We start from the raw sequence: 14771 nt of genomic DNA on the forward strand, positions 1-14771 counted from the left end.
CGTGCTCAGCCGGTCGGCGTCTCGTAGAAGTGCGCGTCCGTCAGCGCGTACACCTCGTACCGCTTGTCCATGCGTCCCCCTTCGTGGGCCCGGCCAAGAGACTCGCAAGACGGTGAGGTCCGCGGACGGTCGCGCCTGTCACGAGATCACTGTGCGGAACGCACGCGTGAAGACATGTTCGGTTCCTTTCGAGCGTGGGCCTCCACGGCCCCAGCACGATTGCCATTCCGCGCCCCTCGCGCCTCCATGAAACGGACACAGGGGCTGCGCCGCGGGCCCGTAGGCGCTGTAATTGCGGACGTGGTCAGTAAGGGTGCCGCGGAGCGCAGAACGGGACCCCTGTGTGCCGAAATCGCCCTCAAAACGATCACGGCCGATCCCGTCTCGCCCGAACGGGTACGCCGTACGCTCGAACAGGCGCTCGTCTTCGCGGGCGCGGCCCTCGCCGCCGTCTACAGACCAGGCGACGACGGTGAGCTGCTGAGCCTGGTCGAGTCCGCCGGAGTCCCACGGACGCTGTACGGGCTGCGCGAGAGCTATCCCCGCGCCGGGCGGTCACCGGCCGCCGACGCCCACCGCACCGGCCGGCCGGTGTGGCTGGGCCCGGGAGAGCTCGCCGACTGCGCGGAGTCACGGCGGATGCCTGCCCGCGACGTCCATCTGGCGGCCCTGCCCGTCGGCGCGGGCCCGGACGGCTGTCTGCTCGCCGTCAGCGAGCGCCCCGGAGGCTTCGGCGCCGACGACCGCACCTGCCTGGAGCTCGTCGCCGAGGCCGTCGCCCTCCCCGCCCCGGCCGCCCCCGCCGAGGGCGAGGAACCGCGCGCGGGCGCCTTCAGCCTGGCCATGGACACCGGCCGCGTCGACGTCGGCGACGACATCCTGGCGCTGTTCGACCTGCCTCGGACGGAGTTCGACGGCCGGGTGGAGACCCTGCTCGGGCTCACCGTCCCCGAGGACCTGCCCTCACTGATGTCCGTCGTCGAGGCCGACCACATGTCCATCGGCGACCGCGAGCTGGAGTTCCGGGTGCTCCAGCCCGCCGGACCGCCCCGGTGGCTCAGACTGCGCGGCCGTCTGCTGCCCGGCAGCGACGGCCGACCGGCGCGGCTCGTCGGCACCGTCGCCGACGTCTCCACCCTGCGCGACGAGGTCACCGACGTCGTCCGCGTCCAGCGCCTGGCCGCCGCGCTCGCCACCGCCGGCACCGTCCACGACGTCAGCCAGGCCGTCGTCGCCGCCCTGCGCAAGCCGCTGCGGGCCGACCGGATCGCGCTCGCCGAACTGGAGAACGAGCGGCTCGTGGTCACCGTCCTCGACCCGCCCGAACCCGAGTCCTGGCCCGAGCTGTGGCGGTTGGAGTGGCGCTCCGAGTGGCCCGACGCGCCCGTGCAGACCATGCCCACCCTCGCCGCCGCCCTGCGCGAGGGCCGCGCCCGGATCTGGCCCGCCGGAACCGACCTGGAACCGGCCCTCGCCGAGGTCGGCCCGGGCGGCCTGGCCGTGCTGCCGCTGTCCGCCGGGGGCCGCATGGCCGGCGCCTGCCTGATCGGCTGGGACGAACCGCACGACTTCGGCCCCGACGAGCGCGCCCTGCTCACCGCCTCCGCCGGTCTGGCGGGCGAGGCCCTGATGCGGGCCCACGCCTTCGACGCCGAGCACGAACTCGTCGGCATGCTCCAGCGCCAGCTGCTCCCGCGCCGCCTGCCCCTCCTCCCCGGCGGGGTCGCCGTCGCCCGCTACCTGCCCGCCACCGCAGGGCTGGAGCTCGGCGGCGACTGGTACGACGTGATCCCGCTGCCCGACCACCACGTGGCCCTCGTCATCGGCGACGTCCAGGGACACAGCGCGGGCGCCGCCACCCTCATGGGGCAGATGCGCACCGCCCTGCGCGCCTACGCGGCCGAGGGCCACCCGCCGGACGTGGTCGTGGCCCACGCCAACCGGCTCCTGATGGAGCTGGAGACCGACCTCTTCGTGACCTGCTGCTACGTCGACGTCGACATGGAGGAGGGCACCGCCTGGTGCGTGCGGGCCGGGCACCCGCCGCCCGTCCTGCGTCACCCGGACGGCTCCACCGACATCGTCGAGACGGAAGGCGGCCCCCCGCTCGGTGTCGTGACGCGGGCCGAGTTCCCGATGACCCCGCTGCGGCTGCTGCCCGGCACCGTCATCGCGCTGACCACGGACGGGCTCGTGGAATCCGCCGACCTGGACATCGACACCGGCCTCGACCGGCTCGCCCACGAACTGTCCGCCTCCGACCCCGCCCACCTCGACCTCGTCGCCGACGCCCTGCTGGGCAACGCCCACCGCGGCGACGACATCGCCCTGCTCCTCATCCGCTACGACGGCATGGCCGTCAAACCCCTGCGCGACGGCTGGACGGTGTGGCGCGTGCCCGAGGCGTCCCGGCACGCCCGCCGCTTCACCCGGCGCACCCTGCGTGCCTGGGGCATCACCGACGCCGCGGCGGACGCGGCCCTGCTCGTCGTCTCCGAGCTTGTCACCAACGCCCTGGTGCACACCGACGGCCAGGTCCGCCTCGACCTCACCCTGATGAACCAGCGGCTGCGGGTCGCCGTCACCGACACCTCGCCCCGCACCCCCGTCAAGCCGACCAACCTGGGCTGGGAGGCCACCGGCGGGCGCGGCATCCTCCTCGTGGAGGCGATGTCCGACGCGTGGGGGACGGTGCCGGTCAGCGGCGGCAAGCAGGTGTGGAGCGAGCTGGTGCTGGAGCACTGAGCCGAGGCGGATCCCAGGACCTGTCCCAGCCGCCGCTCGTCCCCGGCGGCCCCGGCACGGTAGAGATTCCTCCATGAACCTCCTCGTCACCGGGGCCGCCGGCTTCATCGGATCCGCCTACGTGCGCGGCCTCCTCGGCCGCGACGCGGCCGAGGACACCGCCGTGCACATCACCGTCCTGGACAAGCTCACGTACGCGGGCACCCGCACCAACCTGCCGGACGGCCACCCGCGCCTGGAGTTCGTGCACGGCGACATCTGCGACGCCGACCTCGTCGACAAGCTGATGGCCACGGCCGATCAGGTCGTCCACTTCGCCGCCGAGTCGCACGTCGACCGCTCCATCGACGGCGCCGGGGAGTTCGTCCGCACCAACGTGCTCGGCACCCAGACGCTGCTGGACGCGGCCCTGCGGCACGGTGTCGGCCCGTTCGTGCACGTGTCCACCGACGAGGTCTACGGCTCGATCGAGACCGGCGCCTGGTCCGAGGACCATCCGCTGCGCCCCTCCTCCCCGTACTCCGCCTCGAAGGCCTCCTCCGACCTGATCGCCCTCTCCTACCACCACACCCACGGCCTGGACGTCCGCGTCACCCGCTGTTCCAACAACTACGGCCCGCGCCAGTTCCCCGAGAAGGTGATCCCGCTGTTCGTCACGAACCTCCTGGACGGCGAGCGGGTCCCCCTCTACGGCGACGGACGCAACGTCCGCGACTGGCTGCACGTCGAGGACCACTGCCGGGGCGTCGACCTCGTCCGCACCAAGGGCCGCCCCGGCGAGGTCTACCACCTCGGCGGCGGTACGGAGCTGAGCAACCGCGAGCTGACCGGTCTGCTCCTCGACGCCTGCGGGGCCGGCTGGGACCGCGTCGTGTACGTCGAGGACCGCAAGGGCCACGACCTGCGCTACCGCGTCGACTGGACCAAGGCCCGCACCGAGCTCGGCTACCGCCCCCGCCACGACTTCGCGACCGGGCTCGCCGAGACGGTCGCCTGGTACCGGGAGCACCGCGACTGGTGGGAGCCCCTCCAGCGGAGGCACGGCCGACCTGCGCAGACGGGGTGGCCGCAGGCCGTCACTTCCCCCGTGCCGTGATCCTTCCGAGCGCCCGGTACAGCGCGCGGCGCACCCTGTGGGCCACGTGTCGTACCCCGCCGGGCTGGGGTGACGGCACCACGAGGACACCGTCGGACGTGACGTGCAGGGCGAAGGGCAGCGGATGGAAGCGCGCCCCGTCCGCTTCCGGGGTGAGGCACACGGTCGTCAGCCAGGTCCGGCCCGGCGGGTCACCGCCCGGCAGGGCGACCTCCAGCCGCCCGCCGGGCGAGAGCGTCCCGAAGACCTCGCGGGAGCCGCCGGACCTCACCCCCGTCAGCCGCAGCAGCGCATCGGCGGCCTCGGGCACGTAGAGGGGGAGGGTCACGTGGAGGCGGTCCTCCACGATGGTGACGTCCCCGGCCGCGACCCGGCCCAGGCCGAGCCGTGTGCTCGCGTGGCCGACGTCCAGCGCGAGGCTCGCGTACCGGTCGGTCCAGTACGGCAGCACCACCCGCCCCGCGACGACCCCGGCGGGCGGGGCGGGCCGGCCGTGGCGGGGCGCCGGGCCCAGCCGCAGCTCCTTGGTCCAGCCGCCCAGGCCCACGCGGACCCACACGTCCCACAGTCCCTCGCCCGGCGGGCCGCCGCTCACCGCGGTGGCGGGATCCACGGTGGCGGTCGCCCGGAGCACGAGCCGTACCCGACTGCCGTCCCCGGCGGCCGGAACCGTCTCGTGGACCACCTCCACCGCCTGGAAGTACTGCGCCGAGCTGGTCCGTTCCCGCAGCAGCAGGTCGGGCACGGTCCGGTCGAAGCGGTCCACGGTGTCCGTGCCCAGCCACCGCACGGCCTCGGCCATGTCCCGCGGCGGCCACCGCGGGGAGCCCCCGGCGGACGGGAACGTCATCGGCCCGCCGTCGTGGGTGAGTTCGGCGGCGAAGGTGATCCGCAGCGCGCCGTCGTGCCACTCGACGCCCTCCGGGTCGACGGCGAGTCCGACGCCCGCCTCCCACTCGGCGAACGCGACGACGTCGTCGTAGCGCCCGTCGCCGGTCAGCGCCGCGACGACCCGCTGGGTGGGCTGGAGCGGCTCCGCCACCCCCGGCCCGAACCGCTCGACGGCGACCCCGTGGATCTCCTCGAACAGCTCCCTGCGGTAGTCCTCGGGCAGGTCGAGGAAGCGCCGTCCGCGCAGCCGCTCGACCATCTCCACGCGCAGCCAGCGCCGGAACAGCCCGTCGCGCAGCGGACCCGGTTCGGTGTACCGCTCGACGACGTCGAGGGCCTCCCGGAGGCTCTTGAAGTACTCCGCCGGGTCGAACCGCCGCAGGCTCACGTTCGAGGAGTCGTCGCGCCGGACGTGGTAGTAGCAGACGTAGTCGCTCAGCACCGAGACGTTGCCGGCGCGCAGATAGGCCTCGGTGACGAAGACGTGGTCCTCCAGGCGCCGCCGCCCCTCGGGGAAGCGCAGGCCGGTGCGGACCAGGAAGGCCCGGCGGACCATCTTGTGCGGGGTGAGGCTGTCGATGAGCGGCGCGTCCTCGACGGAGGCGCGCGGGCGGTTCGTGCGGAACAGCTCCACCGGCACCGCCCGCCCCTTGCCCGCCATCTTGCCCACGACGACGTCCGCGTCGTTCGCGACCCCGTAGGCGTACATCCGCTCCAGGGCCTCGTCGCCGAGGTGATCGTCGTCGTCGACGAACATCACGTACTCGCCCCGTGAGGCGTCGATGCCCACGTTGCGCGGCTTGCCCGCCCAGCCGGAGTTCTCCTGGTGGATGACACGGACCCGGGGGTCCTCGGCGGCCAGCGCGTCGAGACGGGCCGGGGTGGCGTCGGTGGAGCCGTCGTCGACGAAGATCACCTCATACGCGTCCGGCGGGAGCGACTGCCTCAGCAGCGAGGCGACGCAGTCCTCGATGGCGGGACCGGGGTTGTGGACGGGGACGATGACGCTGACCTTGACCGGCATCGGGCTCCTGGCCCCCTTGCTGGATCGCTTGCCGTGCGCGGGACGACGGGTGCGTGTGGCCCGATGCTAACCCCGCCGCAGACGCCCTACCCGTCCCGATTCGCCCGAGTTGCTGATTTTGTATTCTGACGCCGTGCGCCTCCTGCTGATGTCCGACACCCACCTGCCCAAGCGCGCCAAGTCGCTCCCCGCCCCGCTGCTAGACGAGCTCCCGCACGCGGACGTGGTGATCCACGCCGGGGACTGGGTCGACACGGCCACCCTCGACCTGCTGGAGAGCCGCAGCCGACGACTCGTCGGCGTGTACGGCAACAACGACGGACCCGACCTGCGCGCCCGGCTGCCCGAGGTCGCCTACGCCGAACTGGGCGGACTGCGGTTCGGCGTGGTCCACGAGACGGGCCCCGCCCAGGGCCGGGAGGCCCGCTGCGCCGCCCGCTTCCCCGACCTCGACGTCCTGGTCTTCGGCCACAGCCACATCCCGTGGGACACCACCGCCCCCGGCGGACCGCGCCTGCTCAACCCGGGCTCACCGACCGACCGCCGCCGTCAGCCGCACTGCACCTACCTGACCGCCTCCGCGGCCGACGGCCGGCTCACGGACGTCGTCCTGCACCGGCTGCCGCCGCGCTGACGCAGAACCGGGCCGCCCCGGCCGAGGTGGTCGGAGGCGGCCCGGAACTTGCGAGTGTGCGTTTCTTCAACGGACCTCCTTCCTTCGTGAGACGAAGGGCAGAGGACATGCATGCCTGTCCGTTATGGGCGACTACCCCTCTGCGCGCGTCCTACACCCCCGAATTCGGTGGATGCCGCCGTCGCCCCCCGCTGTCATGGAGGACGTGCTGATCGACACCCCGCTGGTACGCCATCTGCTCGCCGCACAGTTCCCGCACCGGGCCCACTTCCCGGTCACCCCCGTCCCGAAGTCCGGCATGGACAACGCCACCTTCCGGCTCGGCGACGACCTGTCCGTACGGCTCCCGCGCTACGCGCACCGGACCGGCCAGGTCGCCCGGGAACAGCGCTGGCTGCCCCGTCTCGGGCCCCTCCTGCCGCTGCCCCGTTCCACAGCCGGTCGCCCAGGGCGCGCCCGGCGAGGGCCACCCCTACCCGTGGTCGGTGTACCGCCGGCTCGACGGGGAGACGGCCACCCCCTATGCCCTGGCCGACCCGGTACGCACCGCCCTCGACCTCGCCGGCTTCCTCACCGCCCTCCAGGGCGCCGACCCCACCGGCGGACCGGGCCCGCAGCAGAGCAACGCCTTCCGGGGCGTGCCCCTGGGCGACGACCGCGACTCGATCGCCCACGAGTCACGGGTGCGGCCGAAGATCGAGGCGCTCAAGAAGTCCCGGCTGGTCGACACCGGCCCGGTCACCGAGGTGTGGGAGGCGGCGCTCGCCGCGCCCGCCCGGCGGAAGCCTCCGTTGTGGGTCCACGGCGACCTCGACGCGGGCAACCTGCTGCTCCGTGACGGCCGGCTCGGCGCGGATGGGGGCACCTCCCGGTTCGAGCGCAGCCGAGAACTGAGGGACGACTTCGGCACCCTGGCCGCCGCGGGCCCGGCGGTGGACCTTCAGCCCGCGTGGAAGTTCCTGCCCGCCACGGCACGCGCGGTCTTCCGGGAGGCGGTCGGCGCCGACGACGCCACGTGGGCACGCGCCCGCGGCTGGGCCCTGGCCGGGTCGCTGCCGGTCCACAACGACCCGTTCTTCCGCGACCACCCGGCCCGCGTCACGGCGGCCCCGCGTCATCTGGAGCAGATGGTCGCGGACTACCGGGCGGACGGGGCCTGACCGCCCGTCGCACGGTGGATCGCCCCGGCCGTCGCCGTCAGCGGAGCACCGCTGCCGCCCCAGCGCAGCGCGACGATCTCGGCGGCCACCGACACGGCGACCTCCTCGGGCGTACGGGCCCCCAGGTCCAGCCCGACCGGTGAGCGCAGCCGGGACAGCTCACGGTCCGTGAGCCCGGCCTCGACAAGTCGCGCCCGGCGTTCGTCATGGGTACGGCGGCTGCCCATCGCCCCGACGTAGGCGGCGGGCAGGCGCAGCGCCACCTCCAGCAGCGGCACGTCGAACTTCGGGTCGTGGGTCAGCACGCAGATCACCGTGCGCCCGTCGGTGTCCGTGCCGCGCAGGTAGCGGTGCGGCCAGTCCACGACCACCTCCACGCCCGGCGGGAAACGCTTCGGGGTGGCGAAGACCGGGCGGGCGTCGCACACCGTGACCCGGTAGCCGAGAAAGTCCCCGATGCGGGCCACGGCGGCCGCGTAGTCGATCGCGCCGAACACCAGCATGCGCGGCGGCGGTGCGAAGGAGTGCAGGAACACCGACACGGCGTCCTCACGCCGCTGGCCGCGCGGCCCGTAGTGGCGGACGCCGGTGACGCCGAGGGCGAGCTCACCGCGCGCGTCGGCCGTGACGGCCGCGTCCAGGCCGTCCGTGCCGAGCGTGCCGGAGGTCCGCTCCGGCCAGACCGCGAGGGTGGCCCCGCGGGGAGCCGGGCCGTCGGTGACCGTGGCCACCGTCACCGGCTCGCCCGCGGCGACCGACTCCGCGACCGCCCCGAACGACGGGTCGAGGCCGGGGGAGACGGGACGCACGAGCAGCGTGATCTCGCCGCCGCAGGTCAGCCCGACGGCGAAGGCGTCCTCGTCGCTGTACCCGAAGGTCTCCAGCCGGGCGCTCCCGTCGGCCACGACCTCCTGGGCCAGCTCGAACACCGCGCCCTCCACACAGCCCCCGGACACGCTGCCCACGACCTCGTCGCCCGGCCCCACCGCCATCGCCGCGCCCGGGTCACGCGGGGCGCTGCGGCTCACGGCGACCACGGTGGCGAGCCCGAACGGCACACCGGCGGCGTACCACCCGTTCAGCACCGGGAGAATCTCGCGCATGTCCGAACGTTAATCCGTTGCCGCTCCGCCCGCCGTTCTGCTGCACTGCGCGGGTACCACCTTCCGGGAGACCCGTCGAAGACAACAGGAGCACAGATGCGCACATCGTTCATGTCCACCCAGCAGGAAGGAACGCCCCCCATTTCAAAGGACATGACACTTCGTGCACGTGCTCAACCTCGGGATCCTCGCCCACGTCGACGCGGGTAAGACCAGCCTCACGGAACGGCTGCTGCACTCCGTCGGAGTCATCGACGAAATCGGCAGCGTCGACGCCGGCAGCACGCAGACCGACACCCTCGCGCTGGAGCGCCGGCGCGGCATCACCATCAAGTCGGCCGTCGTCTCGTTCCAGGTCGACGACGTCACCGTCAACCTGATCGACACCCCCGGCCACCCGGACTTCATCGCCGAGGTGGAGCGGGTCCTCGGCGTGCTCGACGGGGCCGTGCTCGTCGTCTCGGCCGTGGAGGGCGTCCAGGCGCAGACCAGGATCCTGATGCGGACCCTGCGCCGGCTGCGCATCCCCACCCTCGTCCTCGTCAACAAGATCGACCGGCGCGGGGCACGCGACGAGGGTGTCCTGCGGGAGCTGACCGAGCGGCTGTCGGTGCCGGTCGTCCCGATGGGCACCGTCACGGGACTGGGAACGGCCGCGGCGGCCTTCCGGCCCGGTCGTGTGCGCGACCTCGACGTCCTCGCCGAGCACGACGACGACCTCCTGTCCGCTTACGTCGACGGCACCGTCACACCGCGGCACGCGCGCGCCGCCCTCCTCGCCCAGACCGGCCGCGCCCTCGTCCACCCGGTCTACTTCGGCTCCGCCACGACCGGCGCCGGTGTGCCCGAACTGATCGCCGGCCTCCGGGAGTTGCTGCCCGCCGCCGGCGGCGACCCCGACGGCCCGCTGTCCGGCACGGTCTTCAAGGTGGAGCGGGGCCCGGCGGGCGAGAAGATCGCCTACGCCCGCGTGTTCTCCGGCACCCTGCGCACCCGCGACCGGGTCCCGTACGGAGACGGCGCGGGCAAGGTCACCGCGATCAGCGTCTTCGACCGGGGCGCGGACGCACGGCAGGAGGCGGTGTCCGCGGGCCGGATCGCCCGGCTGTGGGGACTCGCCGACATCCGCGTCGGCGACAGCCTCGGCGCACCCCGCGAGGAGCACGGCCACTTCTTCGCGCCGCCGACCCTGGAGACGGTCGTGGAGCCCGGTCCGGACGCCGACCGGCGCTCCCTGCACCTCGCCCTCACCCGACTCGCCGAGCAGGACCCGCTGATCGGCCTGCGCCACGACGAGCTCCGCCAGGAGACGTCCGTGTCGCTCTACGGCGAGGTGCAGAAGGAGGTCGTCCAGGCGACCCTCGCCGACGACCACGGCCTGCGCGTCACCTTCCGCGAGACGACACCCCTGTGCGTCGAGCGGCCGGCCGGCACCGGGGCGGCCGTGGAGTTCATCAAGAAGGACGCGAACCCCTTCCTCGCCACCGTCGGCCTGCGCGTCGAGCCGGCTCCGCCGGACAGCGGCGTGCGCTTCGGCCTGGACGTGGAACTGGGCGCCATGCCGTACGCGTTCTTCAAGGCGGTCGAGGACACCGTCCGCGAGACCCTCGGCCAGGGGCTGCACGGCTGGCAGGTCACCGACTGCGCCGTCACCATGACCCACTCCGGCTACTGGCCCCGCCAGAGCCACGCCCACCAGGGCTTCGACAAGAGCATGTCCAGCACCGGACACGACTTCCGCGGCCTGACCCCGCTGGTCCTGACCGAGGCGCTGCGCCGGGCCGGGACGCAGGTGTACGAGCCGATGCACCGCTTCCGCGTCGAGGCCCCGGCGGACACCCTGGGCGCGCTGCTGCCCGTGCTCGCCGCGCTGCGTGCCGTACCGCGCACGACGGCCACCAGGGGCGCGCTGTGCGTGCTGGAAGGGGTGGTGCCGGCCGCGCGGGTGCACGGCCTCGAACAGCGCATTCCGGGGCTGACGCGGGGCGAGGGCGAGTGCGAGAGCGGCTTCGACCACTACGCGCCCGTCACCCACGGCACCCCGCCGGAGCGGCCGCGCACGGACCACAACCCGCTGAACCGCAAGGAGTACCTGTTGAACGTGACCGGTCGGGTGGCCAACTGAGCCGGCAGGGAATGAACTTACTCGGGGGTCAGAAGGTATTGACGGTGTCCGGAAAGCACCGGACTGTAGTGGACATGCCGAATATCCGGGCACGTCTGCTCGCTGTTCTGGTTGTCCTTTGCGGACTCTGTGGCTTCCTGACGGTGGCGGGCTCCCCGACCGCCACCGCCGCCGCCACGCTCCCCGACTCCCTCTCCTTCGACGGCACGGCGCTCACGGTGTCGGGCGGCCGCTTCGTCGACGGCAACGGCCGCGAGGTCGTGCTGCGCGGCTACAACGTCTCCGGCGAGACCAAGCTGGCCGAGAACAAGGGCCTGCCCTTCGCCTCGGTCGCCGACGCCAAGAAGTCGGCGACGGCCCTGCGCGCCCTCGGCGGCGGCAACTCCGTGCGTTTCCTGCTCTCCTGGGCCTACGCCGAACCGGTGCGCGGCCAGGTCGACACCACCTACCTGGCCGCCGCCACCGACCAGATGCGCGCCTTCCTCGACGCCGGAATCCGGGTCTACCCCGACTTCCACCAGGACCTGTACTCCCGCTACCTGTTCAACTCGGGCAGCTGGTACACCGGCGACGGCGCCCCCGCGTGGGCGGTGGCACTCGGCAGCTACCCCACCGAGTCCTGCGGCATCTGTCTCCTCTGGGGCCAGAACATCACCCAGAACGGCGCGGTGAAGGCCGCCCAGTACGACTTCTGGCACAACAACCACGGTCTCCAGGACTACTTCCTGGCCACCGCCCAGAAGACCATGGCGTACATCAAGGCGAACCTCACCACCGAGGAGTTCGCCGGTGTCCTGGGCTTCGACCCCTACAACGAGCCCTACGCCGGCACCTACGACTCCGGTCAGGCCAGCCGCACCTGGGAACGCGACCTCCTGTGGCCCTTCTACGTGAAGTTCCGCGCCCGGATGGACGCGGCCGGCTGGACCGACAAACCCGCCTTCGTCGAGCCGAACCTCTTCTGGAACGGCAACGTCACCAAGGAGGAGGGCGGCCTCCTCGACGCGGGCACGCTCGGCTCCCGCTACGTCTTCAACACCCACTTCTACGACCAGAAGGCCATCTCCGGCATCCTGATGTGGGGCAACGCGGAGAACGGGCAGTACGTCACCGACTTCGGCACGGTCCGCGACCGCGCGTCGGCCGCCGGGACGACGGCGATCGTCAGCGAGTTCGGCCACCCCCTGAACGGCACGACAGCCGGCAAGGCGCCGACCGTCCTGAAGGCGATGTACCAGGCCCTCGACTCCCGTGTGAAAGGCGCGAGTTGGTGGACCACACCCGCCACCTCCGGCCCGGTCCTCTCCGGTTCGCAGTGGCAGTGGGACATCTACAACGGCCGTCACCACGAGCTGATGAACGGCAACGCCGACAAGGTCCTCACGACCGGCGACGGCTGGAACGACGAGGACCTCTCCGCCGTACGTCTCGACGACAGCGGCACGGTGACACTTCGTCAGGACGCCCGTCTCCTGGACCGGATCTACCCGAGCGCCACGTCCGGCACGACCGTCGCCTTCACCTACGAGGACCGCTCCCGCGACGGCTCCACCACCCTCACCTGGAATCCGGTCCCCAGCACCCTGCCCAACACGGCACAGCTCGTCGGCACCGGCCAGTACGGGCTGTTGGTGTGGCGCTCGAACGGCGGCACGGCACCCACCGAACTGCACCTGCCCGCCTCCTTCCCGACCGCCACCACCACGGTCGTCTCCGACCTCGGAACCGTGTACGCCCCGCCCGCGTACACGACGACCACGAAGATCGCCGCGGCCGCCGAACCGGGCGGCACGGGCAGCCGACGCCTGCTGCTCAGCGCCCCCGACTCGGGCACCGTGCACTACGCCCTGGTCACCAACGGGGCCACCGCCCCCTCCGCGACCCTGCTGGCGGCCGCCCGCACGGAGCTGTCGGCGTGGGTGGCGCAGAAGGTGGGGTAGCGGCGGCTTGACCCTCCCCTTGCGTCAGGGTTGAGGCTTGGCCTCGACGAAAGGGCAGGTGGATGACGTACTCCGTGAGACAGGTCGTGGCCTTCGCCGGAGTGACGGTGCGCACGCTGCATCACTACGACCGGACGGGACTGCTCACGCCCGGCGGTCGCAGCCGGGCCGGCTACCGGCTCTACGACGACGCCGATCTGGCCCGGCTCCAGCAGATCCTCTTCTACCGCGAACTGGGCTTCTCCCTCGACGAGATCGCCGCCATCCTCGCCGACCCGCAGGCGAACGCCCTGCAACACCTGCGGGTCCGGCAGCGGAAACTCAGGGAGGAGATCGCCCGGCTCCAGCGACTGGCGGAGGTCGCCGAGCGGGCCATCGAGGTCCAGCAGACCGGGGTGCGGCTGACCCCCGAGGAGCGGTTCGAGGTCTTCGGCGACATCGCCTTCGACCTCAGCTACGCCACCGAGGCACGGCTGAAGTGGGCCGACTCGGCGGGGCAGCGCGAGGCGATGGCCCGCGCCGCCGCCCACACCAAGGAGGACTGGCGCCGGCTGATGGCCGAGGCCGCCGACTGGCGCACCGAACTGCTGGACGCCTTCGACGCGCAGGAGCCGGCCGACGGCGAGCGGGTCATGGACCTGGCCGAGGAACACCGCCGCCATGTCAGCCGGTGGTTCACCGCCTGCCCGCCCGCCATGCACCGCCGCATCGCCGACGACTTCGCCGCCGACCCGCGCGCCTTCGCCCTCGTCGTGCCCCCGCCGCAGCAACGGCCCGGTCTCGCCGCCTACCTGTGCAAGGCCGTCCACGCCAACGCGGCCCGCACCGCTGCCGAGGAGAACCCGTGAGAATCCTGATCGCCGCCGCCGGATCCCGTGGCGACGTCGCCCCGTACACCGGCCTGGGCGCGCACCTGCGCCGCGCCGGACACGACGTCGCCCTCGCCGCCACGGACGTCCACGCGCCGCTGGTGCGCGCGGCGGGGCTGGAGTTCCGGGGCCTGCCCGGCCGTCCGGAGGGGGAGGCGGGCGGCCGGCGCGCGCTCATGCGCACCGCCGCCGCGTTCGTCACCGAGCTGGGGCAGGGCTTCGCCGACGTGGTGACCGCGAGCGGCGCGGAGCTGCTCCTGCTGTCCACCACCACCGCCCCGCTGGGCTGGCACCTCACCGAGGCGACCGGCATCCCCGGTTTGGGCGTGTATCTCCAGCCCGCCGCCCCGACCGGCGACTTCCCGCCCGTCGTCGCCGGCGCCCGCTCCCTGGGCCGCCCCGCCAACCGCGCCGCCGGCCACCTGGCCCTGCACATGGCCGACCGCCTCTACATACAGGCCGTCACCGCACTGCGCCGCCGGCTGGAGCTGCCCGCGCTGACGCCCGCCGCGACCCGGCGTCGCCAGGAGCGGGCCGACTGGCCGGTCCTGCACGGTTTCAGCACCGCGCTGGTGCCGCGCCCCTCCGACTGGCGCCCCGGCCTGGAGGTGGCCGGCACCTGGTGGCCGTACGTCGACCCGGCCGAGCGGCTGCCGCCCGAGGTGGAGGACTTCCTCGCCGCCGGTCCGCCACCGGTGTTCGTCGGCTTCGGCAGCATGGCCCGGGGACACGGGGAGCGGTTGAGCGAGATCGCCGTACGGGCCCTGCGCGCCGCCGGTCTGCGCGGCATCCTGCAGACCGGGAGCGCAGGGCTGGCCGCCGACGGCGACGACGTCCTGACCGTCGGGGACGTGCCCCACGCGCTGCTGTTCCCCCGGACGGCCGCGGTGGTCCACCACGCCGGAGCGGGCACCGCGGCGGCCGGACTGCGCGCCGGGGTGCCCGCGGTACCCGTGCCGGTGACGGCGGACCAGCCGTTCTGGGCGCAGCGGCTGACGGCACTCGGCGCCGCCACCGCCCCCCTCCCGTTCCGGTCTCTCACCGCCGAACCGCTCGCCGACGCCCTCGACCGCGCCGTCCGCGACCCCGCGTACACCCGCTCCGCCCGCGCCGCCGCGGGTTGTACGGCGACGGAGGACGGAGCGGGCGTCGTGCTCAAGGCGGTCGAGGCTCAAGCCGGTTGA

General features: G+C 73.3%; 10 protein-coding genes. 8 read left to right on the forward strand and 2 right to left on the reverse strand.

What is annotated here, in order from left to right; translation table 11 throughout:
- Positions 1-300: 300 nt before the first annotated feature.
- Both OG289_RS45725 and rfbB read left to right on the forward strand, forming a co-directional pair.
- The gene (locus tag OG289_RS45725; protein ID WP_442819042.1) at positions 301-2745 is read left to right on the forward strand and encodes a SpoIIE family protein phosphatase; all 2445 of its coding nucleotides are present in this window, start codon (positions 301-303) and stop codon (positions 2743-2745) included.
- A 73-nt stretch (positions 2746-2818) separates the two neighbouring features.
- Positions 2819-3841 (forward strand): dTDP-glucose 4,6-dehydratase, encoded by a 1023-nt coding sequence (rfbB, locus tag OG289_RS45730; RefSeq protein WP_327319922.1) that lies wholly within the window; start codon positions 2819-2821, stop codon positions 3839-3841.
- Here the strand turns inward: rfbB and OG289_RS45735 are convergent.
- The gene (locus OG289_RS45735; protein WP_327319923.1) at positions 3822-5756 is read right to left on the reverse strand and encodes a glycosyltransferase family 2 protein; all 1935 of its coding nucleotides are present in this window, start codon (positions 5754-5756) and stop codon (positions 3822-3824) included. The genes rfbB and OG289_RS45735 overlap by 20 nt on opposite strands.
- A 133-nt stretch (positions 5757-5889) precedes the next feature.
- On the opposite strand from OG289_RS45735, the gene OG289_RS45740 reads away from it, so the two are divergent.
- Positions 5890-6390, forward strand: coding sequence for a metallophosphoesterase family protein (locus tag OG289_RS45740; RefSeq protein ID WP_327319924.1), 501 nt, complete (start codon positions 5890-5892; stop codon positions 6388-6390).
- A gap of 485 nt (positions 6391-6875) precedes the next feature.
- Positions 6876-7550 carry a phosphotransferase gene (locus OG289_RS45745; protein WP_327319925.1) on the forward strand — a complete coding sequence of 225 codons (675 nt, stop codon included), beginning with the start codon at positions 6876-6878 and terminating at the stop codon, positions 7548-7550.
- Here the strand turns inward: OG289_RS45745 and OG289_RS45750 are convergent.
- On the reverse strand, positions 7529-8653 hold the full coding sequence (locus tag OG289_RS45750; protein ID WP_327319926.1) for an XdhC/CoxI family protein: 1125 nt from the start codon (positions 8651-8653) through the stop codon (positions 7529-7531). The genes OG289_RS45745 and OG289_RS45750 overlap by 22 nt on opposite strands.
- Before the next feature lie 163 nt (positions 8654-8816).
- Here OG289_RS45750 and OG289_RS45755 point away from each other — a divergent pair, with 163 nt between their 5' ends.
- The 4 genes from OG289_RS45755 (at position 8817) to OG289_RS45770 (ending at position 14771) form a co-directional block, all read left to right on the forward strand.
- Positions 8817-10778: a translation factor GTPase family protein gene (locus OG289_RS45755; RefSeq protein ID WP_327319927.1), complete on the forward strand. Its 1962-nt coding sequence runs from the start codon at positions 8817-8819 to the stop codon at positions 10776-10778.
- A 74-nt stretch (positions 10779-10852) separates the two neighbouring features.
- Positions 10853-12718, forward strand: coding sequence for an endoglycosylceramidase (locus OG289_RS45760; protein ID WP_327319928.1), 1866 nt, complete (start codon positions 10853-10855; stop codon positions 12716-12718).
- Between the two features lie 62 nt (positions 12719-12780).
- On the forward strand, positions 12781-13566 hold the full coding sequence (locus OG289_RS45765; RefSeq protein WP_327319929.1) for a MerR family transcriptional regulator: 786 nt from the start codon (positions 12781-12783) through the stop codon (positions 13564-13566).
- Entirely contained in the window at positions 13563-14771 is a 1209-nt protein-coding gene (locus tag OG289_RS45770; protein WP_327319930.1) for a glycosyltransferase, read from the forward strand. Before OG289_RS45765 ends, OG289_RS45770 begins: the two co-directional genes overlap by 4 nt.

This window comes from Streptomyces sp. NBC_01235, from assembly GCF_035989285.1.
GTDB lineage: Bacteria > Actinomycetota > Actinomycetes > Streptomycetales > Streptomycetaceae > Streptomyces.